This window comes from Paenibacillus sp. S-38, from assembly GCF_049942825.1.
In the GTDB taxonomy this organism is placed as follows: domain Bacteria; phylum Bacillota; class Bacilli; order Paenibacillales; family NBRC-103111; genus Paenibacillus_G.
In genome coordinates, this window is the sequence record NZ_CP187970.1 from 6,494,981 (window position 1) to 6,512,760 (window position 17,780).

Here is a 17,780-nt window from a genome sequence, read left to right on the forward strand (position 1 = left end):
ACTCCACCGGTCTGTTTTTTATAACACGTTACCTTTCCTTACATGATATACTAAGCGTAAAGCTTGTTATATAAAGAAACGAACCTGTTTGGTGGAGCTGACCGAAACTTTGAAGGAAATTGATGCAAATAAACTTCACATTGAAAGTTGGTTGTCTATCGTGGATGCCACAGATATTGCCCTGCTCAAATGGCTGCAGGAAGATGGGCGGATGACGGTCAGCGAGCTGTCCAAGAAGCTCTCTCTCAGCCGTCCCAGCATCTCCGAGCGCCTGCTCCGTCTCCAGGAAAAAGGGGTTATTGAGGGATTCAGCGCCAAGGTGTCACCGGCCGCAGTCGGCCGCAGCACCGTGCTCATGATCCAGATGAGCGAGCTTAAATTGTCCTACCATGATTTCGAGCAGAAGATGATCGCCGATCCCGACATCATCGAATGCCACCGCGTCACGGGGACGGTGGACTATATCATGAAGGCCGCGGTCGGCGGCGTAGACGGGTTGAGCCTGCTCGTCGAGCGGCTCATGCTCTACGGCAGCCCGCACACGTCGGTGATCATCGGCTCCCCCGTCGCCGGACGACCGATCCTGCCGCGGGAAAAGAAATAAGCCGCGGTACAGCCGGAAAGAGACCAGCCCGCCTGCAGATTATTGCAGGCGGGCTGGTTGTGTTGGCGGGCCGCGCGGCGTGGAGTCAGGCTGGCGTGCAAAGCGCCGGCATGCTGGAAGCATGGCGCAGGTGGCGGTGGCACGATGCATCCGAAGGCCGGCGATTTACGGGCGCTAGCACGGATTTTCCGTGCTAGACGGCAGTTCGCACTCCGCGCGGCTCCGCTAACGCGGATTTTCCACCTTCGGGCGGTCCGTCCGCGGCTAAAGCCGGCTCATCTCCTGCGCTTGCACGGATTTTCCGTGCTAGCCGGCTTCCACTGTCCCGGTTCCGACACCCCGCAGCACGCTTCGCCACACCTCTCCCTTTTCTCCTGATCGGCGGCGAATTAAGGGGTTCACGTACCACTTTTTTCCTATATAATAGAATCAGCTTGTCCCGCTTCAGCGGCTGAGACTTTGGCAGAATGGGAGGATGAGATGAGCAGTATACACACAGGAGGTGCTTCTCCCGGATGAGCCGACCGAACGACACTTCCACCTGGCCCGCCTGGGCCGTGGAGCCTGTAACGCTTGTCCCGCCCGACCCACAGTGGCCGGCGCAGGGCGAGAACCTGCGGCAGGAGCTGGCTTCGCTGCTGCTTCCCTTCGGGGTGACGGAGATCGAGCATATCGGCTCCACCTCGATTCCCGGCCTGCCCGCCAAGCCCGTCCTGGATCTGATGGCCGCCGTGCGCGGCTGGGAGGATGTGCCTGAGATCGCCCGCACCCTCGAACCGCATCATTGGCACTTCGTACCGCCGGAGCTGGATGAACGCCCTTGGCGGCGGTTCTTCGTCAGGGCGGCGGGGGACCGGCGGACCGCCCATCTTCATCTGCTGCTGGATGGAGATCCCCATTGGGAGGAGCAGCTCTGTTTCCGGAACCGCCTCAGGGCCGACGATCCGCTCAGAGATGCCTATGCGGCCCTCAAAACGAAGCTGGCCGCCGATTTCCGGGACGACCGGGAAGCCTACACAGCGGCCAAATCCGAATTTATCCGCAGCGTTCTTCAGACCTAACCCAAAATCCCATTTTATCCCACCGACCGCCCGGATCACGGGCCTATTTTCACTTCTTTTCATAGAACTACAGATTCTCTTCACATTCCCTTAACAAGCCAATAACACTGTCCTGCTAAAATGTTTCAAGAGTCGACAAATTTCTTAAAGGTGAACGGCTCCATTATACGGGAGGTAGAGAAATGAGATCACCAGCATTCAAATTGGCGCTGGCCCTGCTGCTGTCCGGCAGCACGCTCGCACCATCGGCATCGTATGCATCCTCCGATACATACCGTATCCTCGCAGCAGACAATGATACGGATGCGGTTCAAACATCCGCGTACGGTCTCCAAAGCGGAACGGGCGCAACCGTACAGGAAGCGACATACGGACCGGTATCCGTCCAGCTCCTCGGCATCAACGACCTGCACGGCAAGGTCGATCAGACCTACCCGGTCGACCCCAACGGCGACAAGGTCAATGAAGCGAACCTCGGCCGGATGGACTACGTCGCAGCTTACCTCAAGCAGCGCGAAGCCGGCAATCCGAATACGCTGATCCTGCATGCCGGCGATACGATCGGCGGCAGCTCGCCCGTCACCGCCCTGCTGCAGGACGAGCCTACGGTCGAGATGCTCGAGTCCATCGGCTTTGACGGCGGCACGGTCGGCAACCACGAGTTCGACGAAGGCACCGCCGAGATGCTCCGCATGATCCAAGGCGGCTCTCACCCGAAGGGCACAGCGAACTACGACGGCATGAACTTCCCTATCGTAGCGGCGAATATCGAATATAAGGCAGACGGCAGCCCCGTGCTCCCTCCTTACTTCATCCGCGAGATCGGCGGTGTGAAGATCGGCTTCATCGGCGTGGTCACCCAATCCACAGCCTCCATCGTCATGCCGGGCGGCATCGCCGACATCCGCTTCACGGATGAGACGGCAGCCGTGAACAAGGCGGCGGCCGAGCTGAAGGCGCAGGGCATCCGCTCCATCGTGGTGCTTTCGCACTTAGATGCCTCACAGAGCGGGACGAACGTCACCGGAGCAGCAGCGGATCTCGCGAACCATGTGGATGACGAGGTCGATGTGATTTTCGCGGCCCACAACCATGCGGTCGTGAACGGTACCGTCGACAACAAGCTGATCGTCCAGGCTTGGGAATACGGCAAAGCGATCTCCGATATAGACCTGCAGATCGACCCGGCTACGGGCGATATCGTGCAGAAGAGCGCGGAGATCGTGTACGTGGACCAGGCCGGCATCACGCCGGACCCTGCCGTGGGAGCGATCCTCCAGAAGTACGTGGACCGCGTAGCTCCGATCATCAATGAAGTCGTCGGCACGACCTCGTCCGAGATGACCGGCGGCTACGGCGTGCGCGGCCCTGTCGGCGACAATGCACTCGGCAACTTCATCGCCGATGGCATGCGCTATGCGATGAACAGCGACTTCGCCCTCATGAACGGCGGCGGCATTCGCGATAACTTGAACCAAGGCGATGTCACGTGGGGCGAGCTGTACAACATCCAGCCGTTCAACAACCAGCTCGTGAAGGTGGAAGTGACCGGCGCGGATCTCGAGACGATCCTGAACGCCCAGCTCTCTTCGCTCTACGGGCCGGACTACAGCATCGGCGGCTTCTCCTACACGTGGAACGGCAGCACGACCAAGGTCGTCGATATCTTCCTGCCGGACGGCTCCAAGATCGACAAGACGAAGACGTACACCGTCACCGTCAACAACTTCATGCAGACCGCCACTTCCTCGAAGTACAAGCCGATCGGCACGCTCGGGAAGAATCCGGTCTACGGTCCGGAAGACCTCGAAGCATCCGTCGCCTTCACGCGCAGCTTCGGCGGCGCACCGATCAGCTACCAGGCCGAGGGACGCATCAAGGAAGTCTCCGGCGTACCGACCGATCCGGCACTGCTGACGGTCGCACAGTTCCGCGCGCTGGCTGACGGCACGGCGGGCAAAGCCCAAGGCGTCATCACCACCACGCCGCTCGGGAACAAAAGCTTCTATATGCAGGACAGCACGGGAGGCATCTTCATCTACTCGCCATCCGTGACGGAGACGCTGGCCATCGGCGATAAAGTAACGGTCAGCGGGATCAAAAAGACGTTCAACGGTGAGCTGGAATTCGACTCCGGTGCTGCCGTGACCAAGATCGGTACCGAACCTGTACCGGCACCGGTCCAGATCACTCCGGCTCAGGCGGGCGACCACCAGGGCAAGCTCGTGACCCTGAAGGCTGTTAAGGTATCGGATATCCGTGCGAATGACTTCAATGTCACGGCCGGCGGCTCGACCGTCATGGTCTACACCGGCGCTTACGGCGTAGGCACCACCCAAGTCAAAGACGGCGACATCATCGACCTGACGGGCATCGCCGCCTACTATAACAAGAACCAGATCAAACCGCGCAGCGCAGCGGACATCGTGGTCACCGGCGGACTCAGCGATGCCGAAATCACGGCGGCGGACTCCAAAGCGCTGACGCTCGGCGATACGAGCGCCGTCACGCTGAACCTGACGCTGCCAACTGCCGGAGCGAAGGGCTCCGTTATCACATGGAGCTCTTCCAACCCGGCTGCCGTAGCGGCGGATGGTACGGTCACCCGTCCGGAGAAAGGCCAGCCGGCGGCAGCGGCGGTCCTGACGGCGACGATCACGAAGGGCACCTCCACCCTGACCAAGAACTTCTCCATCACCGTCAAGCCGAAGCGCCTCACCGACCAGGAAGCCGTAGCCAACGCCAAAGCCGCCCTGTTCCTGACGTATGACGGCGTATCCGACAAGCTGAAGCTGATCACCGCAGGGGCTGACATGACTACGATCTCCTGGAGGCTGACCAATCCGGAGCTCTCCCGCATCGTTGACGTCACGACGGGTGCCGTGGACCGCACCAAAGTCATCGGAGGCAGCGAGAAGGTAACCCTCGTCGCCACGATCTCCCGCGGAACGTACTCCGATATCGATGTGTTCACGATTCTCGTGCGCGGACTGCCGGCTCCGGCGGTAGTAAACGCCGTATACGAGAATGACACATTCGTCACCGGCACGGCCAAGGCGGGCTCCACTGTGACGGTCCGCACCGGCGACATCGTGCTCGGCAGCTCGGCGGCCCATGCCACCACCGGTGCTTACCAGGTGCCTATTGCAGCCCAGCCTGCAGGCACCGTGCTTGAAGTGATCGCAACAGCCACGGGCTATACCAGCACCCCGGCGTACGTCCTGGTGCTGACACCCGTACTGAACGATGCCGGAGCGGTTGCGGCGGACAAGAATGCCCTGACGGACAGCGTCATCCTGAACGGCAACCCGTCACTGGATGCCGTGACGACCGCGCTGAAGCTGCCGACCTCCGGGGAGAATGGAACGACGATCTCCTGGCAGTCCAGCCAGCCGTCCGTCATCTCCACGAGCGGTACCGTGAGCCGGCCGGCTTCCTCCGCTGAGAATGCCGCAGTTACACTGACAGCAACGATCTCCCGCAGAAGCGCCAGTGACACGAAGACCTTCACCGTCACCGTGCTGAAGCAGACGGCTCCTTCCGGTGATACGCTGACGATCAGCGAAGCCAAGGCATTGCCTGTAGGCACATTGGTCAAGGTGCGCGGCTACCTGACGTCCAAGACGGCGGCAAGCAACAGCAACATTGTCTTCGTCCTGGCGGATCAGGAAGGCGTGACCGACTTCACGGGCAATGCGGGCGCGATCCAGATTCCGCAGACGAACTCCTACTACGTCGACCCGGCTGCAAAGCAGGCGCTGCTCGATGCGCCGATCGGTTCCATGGTCATCGTGGAAGGCAAGATCGATACGTATAACAGCCAGCCGTCCATCGAAACGATCCGCTCCGCAGCCGTTCAAGGCCCAGAGAACAGCGCTCCGACGGTAACGAACGTGACGTACAGCGGCGTGCCGCAGGTGGGCGCAGCCTTGACGGGCGTCTACACCTACAGCGATGCAGAGAACGATGCCGAAGGGAACTCCCTCTACGCCTGGTACCGCGCGGATTCGGCGGACGGTACAGGCCTCACGCCCATTGCCGGCGCAGCCGGCAAAACCTACACGGTCACCGAAGCCGACCTCGGCAAATACCTGATTTTCGAAGTCACTCCGGCCGCCGCATCCGGCACCGCCGCCGGCCAGCCGGTGAAGAGCGCTGCGACAGGACAAGTAACAGGGCAGCAAGGTCCAGGACCTGTAGGCGCCGACCTCTTCTTCTCGGAGTACGTCGAAGGCACGTCCAATAACAAAGCGATCGAAATCTTCAATCCGTCCGGCACAGCCGTTAATCTCAGCGGGTATACGGTGGAGCTCTATGCCAACGGCGCGACCGCACCGACGAACAAGCTGGATCTGAGCGGCACGCTGGCTGCAGGCGATGTCTATGTCATCGCGAACAGCTCCGCTAACGCGGCAATCCTGGCTGCAGCCGACGTCACCAGCACCGTTACCTTCTTCAATGGCGACGATGCCCTCGTGCTCAAAAAGAACGGCGTCATCATCGATGTCATCGGTCAAGTAGGTACCGATCCCGGCACCGAGTGGGGCAGCGGCGTAACCTCGACCCTCGACAATACGATCCGCCGCCAGCCGGGCACGACCGCAGGCGACACTAACGCTTCCGACGCTTTCGATCCGGCGGCGCAGTGGATCGGGTATCCGGTCGACACGTTCGACGGACTCGGCCAGCATACGAACTAAACCCATCCTACACGAGGAGGCTCTCCCATGAAGATAATGCAGCAACGCTTCACCCGCACACTGCTCAGCCTGGCCCTCTCCCTCACGGTGACCGCCTCTGCGGTACCCGCCGTCCTGGCCGAGGGTCCGGCCGACCCGGCTCCGTATCTCAATCCGGCAGGTACGGCGAACGGCAAAAAGGTGCTCTTCGACAACACACACGGCCAAACGGCCGGAGCGGCCGACTGGGTGATCAACGGCGGGTTCTCGGACTTCGCCGAAGGCATTGCCGCCGCAGGGTACTACGTCAAGGAGCTGCGCAAGAGCACGCCGATCACGCTCGACGACCTCAAGGCGTATGACGTCTTCATCATTCCGGAATCCAACGTGCCTTACAAAACGACCGAGCAGGCGGCCATGCTGCAGTATGTGCAGGGCGGCGGAAGCATCTTCTTCATCGCCGACCACTATAATGCAGACCGCAACAAGAACCGCTGGGACTCCTCCGAGGTCTTCAACGGCTTCCGGCGCGGAGCTTGGTCCGATCCGGCGAAGGGCATGTCCGCGGAGGAGCGTGCGTCCGCAGCCATGCAGGGCGTGGCCAGCACAGACTGGCTCGCCTCCAATTTCGGCGTGCGGTTCCGCTATAACGCGCTCGGCGACATTAACGCCTCCGTCATCGTCTCGCCGGAGCAGTCGCTCGGCATTACACGCGGCGTGAAGACAGTGGCCATGCATGCCGGCAGCACGCTGGCCATCATCGATCCAGCCAAAGCCAAGGGCATCGTCTATCTGCCTTCCACGAACCAGGCCTGGGGCAATGCCGTGGACAAGGGCGTATACGCCGGCGGCGGCATCGCCGAGGGACCTTACGCCGCCATCTCCAAGGTAGGCAAAGGGAAAGCCGCCTTCATCGGGGACTCCTCTCCGGTGGAAGACGCTACCCCGCGCTACCTTCGCGAAGAGACCGGGGCAGCCAAGACGACGTATGACGGCTTCAAGGAGCAGAACGACGCGGCCCTGCTCATCAATGTCGTGAACTGGCTGGCCAAGAAGGAGTCGTATACGAAGCTTTCGCAGATCAGCGGGCTGCAGCTCGACTCCCCTACACCGCTGCTGACCTCCGGTGCGGAGAACGAGATTCCGCAGCAGACGGTGGAGCCGCAGGCCGAGCCTTGGGCCGCTCCGGCCGCCGGCTACAAGTGGTGGGATCCTTCCACCTTCAAGACAGGCTCCTATGGGAAATAAGGACATGCCTGGACAGCACCGCGCCCGGGGCTGTCCGCAGCACCAAAAAACCTCCAACGCCACTGTTTTGTGGGTTGGAGGTTTTTTGGCATTCCAAGGCGGGGATGAATCCCCGCCAGATCGTAAGAGGGCTTAGCGGTGGATCCCTACGCCGACCGTGAAGGGGAAAGGTACAAGCTTGGGGGCTCTAGCACGACAAGGAGCCGACAAAGGCCCAGCCTCAAGAGCCCATGAGCTTCTTGATCAATTCCTTGCGGTTGCGCACCCCGGTCTTCTCAAAAATGTGGCTCAGGTGCTTCTTCACCGTAATCTCCGCCACGATCAGCTTCTGCGCAATGTCCGCGGTCGTGCTGCAGTCCAGCACCAGCCGTGCGACCTCCGCTTCGCGCTCCGTCAGGCCGTACGGATTGTCGTCCAGCAGCTGTGCGCTCCGCTTCGCAAGCCGTTCGTGCAGCGCCGGCTGCCGGCGGGCCAGATCGTCCGCGAGGAGTTTCCGCAGCAGCCCGTACACCTCCCATCCGCCCTCCTCATGCGGGCGGATGAACGAGAGGGCGCACAGCCGGGCGAAGTCGGCCGGCGCCACTTCCGCTTCGAGCAGCGCTTCGAGCCGCTCCTGCTCGAAGGAGGGCAGCAGGGCCGCCGCGTCCAGCAGCGGACGCAGCCCCTCGGCGCCATCCTCCTGGAGCCACCGGCCCAGCAGGTAGGTCTGCAGCCCCGCCCCCAGCGCATCCAGACCCTGGCTGCCGGAAGAACCGGCATCCGACTCCCCTGCCATCACAAGGCAGGACAAGGTCAGCGGATGGCCCTGCGAGGCCGCCCACAGCCGGGCGGCTTCCCCGGCGGCCAAACGCCCGGCGGCTTCCGCATAAGCGCGGACTTCCTCCGGCGTGAAGCCCCCCAGCTGCACCACTTCGAGGCGCTCCGTCGCCCCGCCGGCCTGTGCAGCCGGCCAGGCGCCAGGGCCCCGGCGGCCGGCGGTCACGAGCAGCACGGAGGGCGGCAGCTGAGGCAGAAGCGTCCCGCACAGCCAGCGCTCCGCGTCCCCGGCGGCCTCGTAGGAATCCACGGCCAGCAGCACCGGAACCCGGGCGGCGGCGGCAGACAGCTTCTCGCGGCACATCGAGCCGTAGGAAGGAAGGATGGCCCAGGGGTCGGCAGCAGGGCTGTCCGGCTCCGAAGGAAGGACGGCCAGGATCGCCGCCGCCAGAGATTCCCCGTGCCCTGCAGCATCCCGGCTGTCGACCTGCAGCGTCAGCCAGCCCCGGGATCCGGCGAGCCTGCGGAACTCGGCCAGCAGGCAGCTTTTGCCCGTACCCGCCGTCCCCTCGATATGAAGCCGGGAGACGCCGTTCCCGGACCCGCGCTTTTCCAGCTGTTCCAGCAGCGCTTCGAACCGAAGCAGTTTGCTGCTTCTCCCAATGAAGAGAGGGGAGGCATGAGAACGCTCTCCTGTCTCCCTTAGAGTCATACTTTTGAGCATAGCTGCATCCGACCTTTGGCTTGATTTCGTTATCCCTATTGTAAACAAATCCCATTCCAGCGGCAATGCGCAGATGGCCGTTCTTTTGGTGAGATATACCACAATTTCGCAAAGAGTATACCTTCGTATACTACCTGACGCTGTCCTGCGGTGATATGCTTACTTTCGTCAGACAACGAGACGATGACGGCAAGGAGGTGAACACACATGAAACGCACCCTGATGGTTATGGCTGCAGCAGCTGTGGTTCTGCTCGGCACAGGCGACTTCGCCGCACCGGCAAGCGCGATGTACAAAGGCTATGTCCCCGGCTCGATCATGGAGACAATTGAGATGGGCTACTGGTACTGGTTCCTTACGTAACACGGTTAACAACCATGCTTCATCCGGTCCGCAGCGAATATACCATGCATCCCCGCTCGATGATTGTATCATCAGCGAGAAACAGCATGCGGCCGGCAGCCACCCCTCAGCCCCGCGATTCCCCTTTTCCTCGCCGGCCCCGCGCTGACGAGCTTCACACCCCACTACCCACTACTGGAGGATGAAACACTTATGAAAAAGCATACCCGCAAACTTGCCATGATCACGGCCTGTGCCGCCGTTGCGGCCATCGGTCTCGGAGACTTCGCTACGGATGCCGGCGCTATGCCGCGCAGCGTCATGGAATCCATCGAATACGCGTACTGGTACTACTTCCTCCGCTAGGAGAGCATGCCATGACGCCGGCCGCAGTTTCTACGGGCTATCGCATGAGCGACCCGTCAGCAGCTGCAGCCGGCGTATCTTTTTTTATTCACCTGATCATTAGTAGGGATGTTGAAAGGAGACCGAACCCCTTATGCTTCACGCTGACCTCACGACTTCTCCGCTTGACTCTTATGGCCGGTGGTCCGGCTTCGCGCTGCTTCTCGGCGGTTCCGCCGGCGTCATCGCCCACCTGCTTCACCCCGGCATGCCCGAGACCCTGCAAGAAACCGCCGCTTACACCGCGCGGACCGTTCCGGTGCATACCGTCCTGCTCCTGGCCTCCGTCCTGCTGCTCTTCGGCCTGCCGGCCTGGTACGTCCGGCGCAGCCGCGAACTCACCCGTCTCGGCTGGATCTCCCTTCCGCTCCTGTTCTTCGGCATCCTGCTCACCGAAACACTGCACTGCATGCTCGAAATCACCGTGCTGCCGGGCATGTATACCGGTCTCGCCGCACCGGAGGAGATCCGCGCCGTGAATGTCGAGATCGCCCGGATGTATGCTGCGCCTCCCGGCCCGTTCCTCTTCATTCCAGGGACCCTGATGTCGATCGCCGGTGCCGTGACCGCCTTCCTCTCCATCCGCCGGATGCCCCGTATGCCGCAAAGCGCCGCCGTCCTGCTCGTGCTGTACCCGGTGTGCGGCCTGCTCCGCAGCGTGTTCCACGCCTCATCGCTGTATGCGTTCCCCGCGCTGCTATACGCCGCGCTCGCCATTGTCGGCTGGACGCTGCTGAAGCCCCGCGCTTACACGTAAGACTTCAGCACCTCCTGAAGCCGGAACGCCACGGTCATTTTCCCCTCCATCTTGAGCTTGCCTTCCATATAGGCGGCCGCCGCATTGAGCCGGCGGGTCATCAGCCTGCGCATCGTGTCCTCCGTCAGAATCAGCTTGCAGTCCGGAGGATAGGGCGCGCCGTCCACGAGTTCCGCCTTTCCCCCTTTGAACCTCACCTGCAGCGTGTTTCCTTCCCCAAAATCAAATTGATACACCGCCTGCAAATTCCGGATCGGATCCGGGCTGCCGTTCATTCGGTCGACGAGCTTCTCGATCTCTTCGCGAATGACCATGCTCTCACCTCATCGCCCTAGTCTGGTCAATTCCTGTTCAAGTGGGAATGTGCTCTTCCTCTTCTTTCTCTGCCGTGCTCCCTTCGGCTTCTTCCTCCAGCAGCGCCCGCCGCAGAATTTTGCCGACAAGCGACTTCGGCAGCGTGCTGCGGAATTCATACTGCTGCGGCACCTTGAAGGCGGCCAGACGCTCCCGGCACCAGCGGTCGAGCTCGTCGCGCCCCGCCTCGCTGCCTTCCTTCAGCACCACGTAGGCCTTGACCGTTTCGCCCCGGTACGCGTCGCGGATCCCGGCCACCACCGCCTCCACCACCTCCGGATGCTCATACAGCACTTCTTCGACCTCCCGCGGATAGATGTTGAATCCTCCGGCGATGATGAGGTCTTTTTTGCGGTCCAGTATCGTAAAAAATCCCTCCTCATCCATCTTCGCGAGATCGCCGGTGTACAGCCAGCCGTCCTTCAGCGCCGCCGCCGTCTCTTCCGGCCGGTTCCAGTAGCCCTTCATCACCTGGGGACCGCGTACGATCAGCTCCCCCACCTCGCCTGCCGGCAGTTCCTCGCCCGTCTCCGGATCGACGATCTTGGCATCCGTGTCCGGAAAAGGAATGCCGATCGAGCCCGCCTTGCGCCTGCTCCAGATCGGATTGGCGTGGGTCACCGGCGAAGCTTCCGTCATGCCGTACCCTTCGATCAGCCGGCCGCCCGTCAGCGCCTCGAATCGCTCCTGCACCTCGAGCGGCAGAGGGGCCGCCCCGCTGACACAGACCGAAGGGGCCCGGCCCCGAAAGCGCAGCGAACGGGGATCGCCGAGGAACGAGATGTACATCGTCGGCGCCCCGGGGAACACCGTCGGCTGCGTCCGCTTCAGCGTCTCGAACAGCAGGTCGAGATCGAAGCGCGGCAGGAGGGCGAGCGTCCCCGCCAGCGCGACCGACTGGTTCAGGAGCACGGTCAAGCCGAACACATGGAAGAACGGCAGGGCCGCCAGATACACCTCCTCGCCCCGTTTGCACCGGTACGCCCACAGGCGGTTCTGGATCGTCGCCGTGACGAGGTTCGCATGGGTGAGCATCACCCCTTTGGGCCGTCCCGTCGTGCCGCCGGTATACTGGATCAGGGCGAGATCCTCCTCCGGATCGACATTATGCCAGTAGGGCTCGGGGGAAGCCCCCTTGAGCAGCTTGGTCCAGGCGTAGACGCCTCCCCCATAGTCGACCGACCGGTCCAGCCCCTGCCGGCGGGCGAACAGGGGGTAGAGCAGGCTTTTGGGAAACGGCATATAATCCTTCAGCGAGGTGACGATGATCCGCCGCAGCCCCGCGGCTTCGGCCGTCCGGGCCACCCGCTTATACAGCAGATCGAGCGTCACCACCGTTCGCACCCCCGCATCGCCGAACTGGTGCAGGAGCTCGCGCGGCGTATACATCGGGTTCGTCATAACGACAATCCCGCCGAGCAGCAGCGTGCCGTAAAAGGCGATCACCGCCTGCGGACAATTCGGCAGCATGATCGCCACCCGGTCCCCCTGGTGAACGCCAAGATGCCGCAGCGCATTCGCGAACCGGTAAGCGGCCTGCAGCAGCCCAGCATACGACAAGCGCCCCCCGAGGAAATCGACGGCCGCCCGGCGCGGGTAGTCCCGTGCCGCATCGAGCAGGAACTGCGCCGCATGCTGTTTCGGATAATCGTAACTCGGCGGCACCTCGGCAGGATAATGGGCCAGCCAAGGCTTAGCAGACATAGGTGGACACCTCCTATAGAAGAGCGGGTACAAGCAGAGGCCAGGCTGGTGAGCCGTAAGAGGCGCCCTTCCCCGGCGGGTCTCCCGCATCAAAGCCAAACGTAGGCGAAGCAGCCATGGAAAGAGCAGTAGAGCGCCCACAGGTTGTCCGAAAACGCTTACATTTGCTTTGTACTGAATAAGATATGCGGTGAACCGGAGAATATGCCAAGCGGTCGGGAATTTTTTTGTGGAAATGAGGGACGGCTGGCTGCAAACCTATACCATATTGGCCCTTTCAAGCCGGAAAAGACCGCCGTTGCCCCGGCAGTCTTCCTGAAAGAGCTTATGATTTTGTATCAAGATGACGTCCCTCTTTACTTAAAGAACCTGCTGAAGAACGATCCGCTCCTGCCCCTCTTCTCTTTCAGCCCCCATGTTAATCCGAGCAGGATGGGAGGGATATAGAGAGGATTCATCCAGGAATACGTTCCGTCACGCATCAGCTCTCCAAGCAGCATTTCTTTGTCTGCGTTCGTCTTGAGTGCCCATTTGCCGCTGTAAACTACCATTCCTTGGTTATGCTCAATAGACTTCATCGCTTTCTCAAAGGAGAAGGTCTCCAGAAGCGATTGATCCACTTCCTTCACCATCGACTCATATTGTGCCTCTTTCTCCTGCCACGAGAGTGCTGAATCCCAAATCTCCATCAACTGTTAACTTCGTGAAGAAAACGTTTGTATTGACCCCCAGCCTAGCAGTTGGAAGCGAACCACTGGTACCCTTCTGCTTCTATCGACTATTTACCAACTTTTTCTTAATACGGGGAGATTCCGGTCTGACACAAAAAAAGGACAGACAAAAACAGATCGGAGTTCAAGCCTCCGACCTGTTTCTTGTGCTTCGTCTGCTACTGTTTCTACTCCCGGTGAGCCGCATAGTACACGATCGCCATGGGCAGCCCGGCCTCATCGCGCAGGTCCGCTTCCGGCACCTGACGCATCCCGGCCCTGCTCCCGGCTGCGGAAGCTGCGACGGCGAGCGCCAGCGCGTCGACGATGTCGTCGCGGGCCAGCATCCGGCGGGGATAGCGTGCCATCAGCTCCCCGACGATCCCCGCCGCTCCGGGCAGCCGCTGCTCCAGCACCGCCATCCGCTCGGCATAGCCCTCGGCCGTCTTCTTCCCGCCGCGCATCGGAAAGCCGGCAAGACCCGCGAACACCAGCTCGGGATGCGCCTCGTGGATGGTGCCGCATGCCGCCGGTTCCCGCTGCAGCAGCGCGTCGAGCTCGCGGATCTTGGGCACGAGCGCCCAGGATTGGCGCGAGAGACCGCGCCCGCTGAGCTCCCTGTGCCGTGCGTTCGCCTCCGCGTAGGAACCTGCATGGAGCACCCCGCGGACCGGCGCCGCAAAGATGCTGGATGTACGCCAAGGCTTAAGCTTCCGGCGGGCCTCCCCGTCGCATTGGCGGGGCTCCGGGCCGGAAGGCAGGCCGATCGGCATATCGATCAGGAGCATGCCGCACCCGCGGAAGGCTTCCCAAAGTTCATCCAACCGGGGGTAGACTCCGCCCTGCCAGCTTCCGTCCCTCTCCAGCCGGACGGCGATCCAACCGCCGGGACATCCGTCCACGCCGGCATCCCCGCCCTGCGGCTGGTCCTGGTCTGTGTTCTGGACTCTATCCTCTGCATCCACGATTCTCCCGCTGGCGGTCAATCCTGCGGCATCCCGTTCCGCAGACGCCGGCAGCCCGCTCCGCTTCTTCATGCTGCTCCCCCGATCCGGCGGCTGCTCCGCCCTCTTTTCCCCCTGCAGTTGCCCCTCTATGAATCCCATTATACTTGACATTCTTCCTTCCTGTCCGGATTTCTGGACGGATGAACAGGGACAGAGGTACAAGCGACAGGGCGGCGGCACACATACCTTATAGAGGCATAGGGGAGACATTCGTGGAGCGGCTTGGCCATCCTCCGGGCATATCTGTAGAGGGGGCTGCCGTATTCTATGGTCAGGTCAAGATGAGAAAGCAGGGAGTGGATAGAACATGGCCTACGGCATTGTGGATATTTCGGTCTCGGATCAGATGGAGGATGCGGCAGCGGCGCTCGTGCTGGAATGCTATAACAGCTTTCCCCACGATATGGACTCGATCCGCAGCGGCGCTTCCGTTGTCCTGAAGAATAACAATACGGAACGCAGTGTGCGCCTTTATCGTGAAAGGGGAGACGAATGCGGCTTCCCGTATCTCGAGATAAGTACGGCAGCGGCCAAAGCACTTGGCCTCAAAGACGGATACCGTTACCAGATCGACTATAACGAGATGAGCGGGTCCATGACCTTCCGGCGGGTTACGCTGAGCCGGGTCATGACGCCGATTGATGTCAGCACGGACCGCAGCAGGGAAGCTTCCATCACGATGGGGTACTCCATCCTCAGCATGCTCGGCTTCGCAGATCAGCGGGCGTCTTACGTATCGGTCAAAAAAGGCAGCACGACCTACAAGCTCCGCCTGATCGTCCCCGAGAATGAGCTCGACGAAGAAGTCTGGCTCTCCCCCGAAGCCGCGGCGAAGCTTGGAATTCCCGGCGGAAAAGAGCACATGCTCGAATACAGCCAGTCGTCCAGGGTGCTGTATGTGGACGGCGCTCCGCAGTCCGAGAGCAGTGTGGCGGGCAAACGCAGCCGGTCCCGCACCAAACGAACGACGTCCTCCCGGGGCAACGTATGGACCGCAAAGACCGGAAGTCCTCCTTCAGCCAAAAAAGGAAAGAACACTTGGATCCTGCGTTACCCGGCCGTTCGGATGAAGCCAGAGGGCACTGCGGCTCCGACGCGCAGAAGCAGCCGCAAGACTCCCTCCCCCAAGAGGCAGGGTGCCTGGCTCAGCAGCAGTAAGCTGGCTCCCCGTTCCCGGTGATCTTGGCAGCTGCAGGATCAGCAGGTTTGGGGCTGTCACCGAAGCCCCCGGCCCGGCAGCTCCAAAAGCATTGGTCCAACGCTTCGGCAGCGCGGACGCAAGGCTTTTTGGTGCTGCAGCCGGCTGCGGGAGGAGCGGGCAGATTATCGTCGTCAGGCTTCCCCTTCCGGCCGATAGAGCTTCAAGTCATACGGGATGACCCATCGGACGGGTCATCGAAGCATACGCTCGGCGGCAATCCAGCCGGACATGGCACTGCCCAGCGTCCCTGCCCCCGGGTATACCGTATCGCCGCATAAGTAGACACCCGGGAGCCCGGAGTACGCTGAGGACATCCGAAGCAGGTCGAGCGGCCCCTGCGGGATATACCCTCCCACCTTGCCCCGCCTGCGCTGCGTATAGCGCTCGAAGGTGACCGGGGTCCCCGGCAGCACAACCTCCAGCGAGGTGGAGAAGCCCGGGAACGCCCGATCCGCCCCTTCCAGCATGCTGTGCACATACTCCTGCTTGCGGCGCTCGTAAGCCGCCCTATCGAGCGACCACCAAGGGTCCGGCGCTGTATGGGTGGAGGCTGTAATGGCCGCATGACCGGCCGGTGCGCGCAGATCGTCGCCAGGCCTGGAGATCGAGAGCAGGAACTGGTTCGTCTCGGCCAGCGGCGCGCCGTAGCTGCGGATGAATTGATGATAGAGCACCGGCGATGCTCCGTCTTGATCGTAGGCGTCGGCCGGTGGGAACACTTTGTCGGCTGGCCCTCCCATGTATAGGGTGAAAGCACTCCATGCCGGCCGGTTCTCTTCCGCCTCTTGGGACGGGAGCCCGGAAGAGCCAAGCAGCGCCTCCCCGTCCAGGAGTCCATGGAAGCTGTGCAGCGAATTGCCCAGCACCACCTGACGGGCATGGATGAGCTCCCCGCGGCGGGTTCGCAGCTCCCAGCCCCCGGTGCCGTCCGCCGACCTCCGCAGTCCTGTAATGGGGGTGCGCAGCCTGACCTCGCTTCCGCTGCTGCGAACCGACTCCGCCAAGTCCAGCGCAATCCGTGACAGGCCCCCGTCGATATAATAAGCTCCGCGGTGAAACACGTTGAGCGCCGTATACGCCAGAAGCACCGGACACTCGTCCACTGTGGTCTGCACGCTGTCAATGAGCTGGCCGTTCAGAAAATGCACGAACGCCTCCTCTCCCTCCAGTCCGTACCGGTGGAGCCGGCGGCCCAGTGTCTGCAGAAGCAGCGGTGCCCGCTTCAACAGCCGGAGGTCGGCCATCCGCAGCAGGCGGGCCGCGTCACCGGATGTCCGCGGCGGAAGCACCGGACGATGGACCGCAACCTGCTCGAGCAGGAAGGAGAAGCCAAAGACCTCCTCGTAGAAGTCGATGATGTTCTGGGCTTTGGCTGGAAATACCCGCCGGATCTCCCGGAACCACGCTTCTTTCTGGCGGTAATACCGCACTGTCCGGTCCGGCAGGTGCACATCCATGATCACGCTCTGCGGATGCAGCGGCGGCAGAGGGAGTCCGAGCTCGCGGTACAGCCGCCCGAACAGGCCACCAGACTCGAACCCCATGCCGTAGGTGGCTCCGGCGGAGAACAGGTACCCGCTGCGCCGGAACGACCCGGCACAGCCGCCGAGCTCCCCCGAGCCCTCGCACACGAGCACGGAGCGTCCGCCCGCTGCGAGAACGGCTGCGGCTGCCAGCCCGCCCATGCCGGCCCCCACCACTGCTGCGTCCACTTTTTTCATCCCGGCTCCTCCTTTGGATTCTGTTATCATCGTGCCTATGGCATGAGCTAACCTTATACAAACATTATACAATCTGTTGTACATCGTTTCAAATGTGGCGATGTCCGTGCAGGTTTGCGCTCCGGCCGCCGGGTTCCGTAGATGAGCGAGGCATGAGCTTAGCCATGCAGCACGGTTTTTTCCGTGCTACGTGGACACGCTGGGCCTCGTACGGCTCTCGAACACGGTTTTTCCATGTTACTTGCCTGCCCTTAGCCGCTCGCCCTCCGGCTTGACCATGCAGCACGGATTATCCGTGCTCCGCAGAGCCCCAAGGCCTCGTACGGCTCTCGAACACGGACTTCCGTGTTACTTGCCCACATATAATTCAGCTTCCCTCCATACACCGACCAGACCACCATCCCCTCCCCTAATGCTAGTCATCTAATACAAAAAATCCCGCCATCCACAAGGGACAACGGGATCTCCAACCGCTATATCTATGAGTGCGTCAAACACAACAGCGGT

General features: G+C 61.7%; 14 protein-coding genes. 8 read left to right on the plus strand and 6 right to left on the minus strand.

The genetic code is table 11. The features are described 5' to 3' along the window. The first annotated feature begins 160 nt into the window (after positions 1–160). The 4 genes from ACP26L_RS28370 to ACP26L_RS28385 all read left to right on the plus strand — a co-directional run bounded on the left by ACP26L_RS28370 (position 161) and on the right by ACP26L_RS28385 (position 7,592). Entirely contained in the window at positions 161–604 is a 444-nt protein-coding gene (locus ACP26L_RS28370; RefSeq protein WP_426455123.1) for an Lrp/AsnC family transcriptional regulator, read from the plus strand. A 515-nt stretch (positions 605–1,119) separates the two neighbouring features. Further along, positions 1,120–1,665, plus strand: a complete 546-nt coding sequence (locus ACP26L_RS28375) for a GrpB family protein (protein WP_426448501.1) — start codon at positions 1,120–1,122, stop codon at positions 1,663–1,665. A 182-nt stretch (positions 1,666–1,847) separates the two neighbouring features. After that, a complete protein-coding gene (locus tag ACP26L_RS28380; RefSeq protein WP_426448503.1) occupies positions 1,848–6,365 on the plus strand; it encodes an immunoglobulin-like domain-containing protein in 4,518 nt (1,505 codons plus the stop codon). A gap of 27 nt (positions 6,366–6,392) precedes the next feature. Next, the gene (locus ACP26L_RS28385; RefSeq protein ID WP_426448505.1) at positions 6,393–7,592 is read left to right on the plus strand and encodes a DNA-binding protein; all 1,200 of its coding nucleotides are present in this window, start codon (positions 6,393–6,395) and stop codon (positions 7,590–7,592) included. A 220-nt stretch (positions 7,593–7,812) separates the two neighbouring features. Here the strand turns inward: ACP26L_RS28385 and ACP26L_RS28390 are convergent, their stop codons facing one another. Further along, positions 7,813–9,060, minus strand: coding sequence for a helix-turn-helix transcriptional regulator (locus ACP26L_RS28390; protein ID WP_426448506.1), 1,248 nt, complete (start codon positions 9,058–9,060; stop codon positions 7,813–7,815). Between the two features lie 219 nt (positions 9,061–9,279). On the opposite strand from ACP26L_RS28390, the gene ACP26L_RS28395 reads away from it, so the two are divergent. The 3 genes from ACP26L_RS28395 to ACP26L_RS28405 all read left to right on the plus strand — a co-directional run bounded on the left by ACP26L_RS28395 (position 9,280) and on the right by ACP26L_RS28405 (position 10,576). Then, the gene (locus ACP26L_RS28395) at positions 9,280–9,435 is read left to right on the plus strand and encodes a hypothetical protein (protein ID WP_013919994.1); all 156 of its coding nucleotides are present in this window, start codon (positions 9,280–9,282) and stop codon (positions 9,433–9,435) included. 192 nt (positions 9,436–9,627) lie between these two features. Further along, entirely contained in the window at positions 9,628–9,780 is a 153-nt protein-coding gene (locus tag ACP26L_RS28400) for a hypothetical protein (RefSeq protein ID WP_426448508.1), read from the plus strand. Positions 9,781–9,913: 133 nt separating this feature from the next. Then, the gene (locus ACP26L_RS28405; RefSeq protein ID WP_426448510.1) at positions 9,914–10,576 is read left to right on the plus strand and encodes a hypothetical protein; all 663 of its coding nucleotides are present in this window, start codon (positions 9,914–9,916) and stop codon (positions 10,574–10,576) included. On the opposite strand, the gene ACP26L_RS28410 is transcribed toward ACP26L_RS28405, so the two are convergent. The 4 genes from ACP26L_RS28410 to ACP26L_RS28425 all read right to left on the minus strand — a co-directional run bounded on the left by ACP26L_RS28410 (position 10,567) and on the right by ACP26L_RS28425 (position 14,381). After that, on the minus strand, positions 10,567–10,890 hold the full coding sequence (locus ACP26L_RS28410; RefSeq protein WP_426448512.1) for an SCP2 sterol-binding domain-containing protein: 324 nt from the start codon (positions 10,888–10,890) through the stop codon (positions 10,567–10,569). The two genes, ACP26L_RS28405 and ACP26L_RS28410, sit on opposite strands and share 10 nt — an antisense overlap. Positions 10,891–10,927: 37 nt before the next feature. Next, complete coding sequence (locus ACP26L_RS28415; RefSeq protein WP_426448514.1) at positions 10,928–12,634, minus strand: AMP-binding protein; 1,707 nt, start codon at positions 12,632–12,634, stop codon at positions 10,928–10,930. Between the two features lie 356 nt (positions 12,635–12,990). Then, complete coding sequence (locus ACP26L_RS28420) at positions 12,991–13,323, minus strand: hypothetical protein (RefSeq protein ID WP_426448515.1); 333 nt, start codon at positions 13,321–13,323, stop codon at positions 12,991–12,993. A 209-nt stretch (positions 13,324–13,532) separates the two neighbouring features. Further along, positions 13,533–14,381: a DUF429 domain-containing protein gene (locus ACP26L_RS28425; RefSeq protein ID WP_426448517.1), complete on the minus strand. Its 849-nt coding sequence runs from the start codon at positions 14,379–14,381 to the stop codon at positions 13,533–13,535. A gap of 277 nt (positions 14,382–14,658) precedes the next feature. On the opposite strand from ACP26L_RS28425, the gene ACP26L_RS28430 reads away from it, so the two are divergent. Continuing rightward, complete coding sequence (locus tag ACP26L_RS28430) at positions 14,659–15,531, plus strand: hypothetical protein (RefSeq protein WP_426448519.1); 873 nt, start codon at positions 14,659–14,661, stop codon at positions 15,529–15,531. A 212-nt stretch (positions 15,532–15,743) separates the two neighbouring features. Here ACP26L_RS28430 and ACP26L_RS28435 read toward each other — a convergent pair whose 3' ends face one another. Further along, a complete protein-coding gene (locus tag ACP26L_RS28435; protein ID WP_426448520.1) occupies positions 15,744–17,273 on the minus strand; it encodes a phytoene desaturase family protein in 1,530 nt (509 codons plus the stop codon). Between the last annotated feature and the right edge of the window lie 507 nt (positions 17,274–17,780).

Bases quoted from the DNA above. Each gene is read 5' to 3' on its own strand.
- ACP26L_RS28380 (WP_426448503.1), top strand. From the start codon at position 1,848: ATGAGATCACCAGCATTCAAATTGGCGCTGGCCCTGCTGCTGTCCGGC.
- ACP26L_RS28395 (WP_013919994.1), top strand. From the start codon at position 9,280: ATGAAACGCACCCTGATGGTTATGGCTGCAGCAGCTGTGGTTCTGCTC.
- ACP26L_RS28415 (WP_426448514.1), bottom strand. From the start codon at position 12,634: ATGTCTGCTAAGCCTTGGCTGGCCCATTATCCTGCCGAGGTGCCGCCG.
- ACP26L_RS28430 (WP_426448519.1), top strand. From the start codon at position 14,659: ATGGCCTACGGCATTGTGGATATTTCGGTCTCGGATCAGATGGAGGAT.
- ACP26L_RS28385 (WP_426448505.1), top strand. From the start codon at position 6,393: ATGAAGATAATGCAGCAACGCTTCACCCGCACACTGCTCAGCCTGGCC.
- ACP26L_RS28400 (WP_426448508.1), top strand. From the start codon at position 9,628: ATGAAAAAGCATACCCGCAAACTTGCCATGATCACGGCCTGTGCCGCC.
- ACP26L_RS28410 (WP_426448512.1), bottom strand. From the start codon at position 10,890: ATGGTCATTCGCGAAGAGATCGAGAAGCTCGTCGACCGAATGAACGGC.
- ACP26L_RS28435 (WP_426448520.1), bottom strand. From the start codon at position 17,273: ATGAAAAAAGTGGACGCAGCAGTGGTGGGGGCCGGCATGGGCGGGCTG.
- ACP26L_RS28420 (WP_426448515.1), bottom strand. From the start codon at position 13,323: ATGGAGATTTGGGATTCAGCACTCTCGTGGCAGGAGAAAGAGGCACAA.
- ACP26L_RS28390 (WP_426448506.1), bottom strand. From the start codon at position 9,060: ATGACTCTAAGGGAGACAGGAGAGCGTTCTCATGCCTCCCCTCTCTTC.
- ACP26L_RS28405 (WP_426448510.1), top strand. From the start codon at position 9,914: ATGCTTCACGCTGACCTCACGACTTCTCCGCTTGACTCTTATGGCCGG.
- ACP26L_RS28425 (WP_426448517.1), bottom strand. From the start codon at position 14,381: ATGAAGAAGCGGAGCGGGCTGCCGGCGTCTGCGGAACGGGATGCCGCA.
- ACP26L_RS28375 (WP_426448501.1), top strand. From the start codon at position 1,120: ATGAGCCGACCGAACGACACTTCCACCTGGCCCGCCTGGGCCGTGGAG.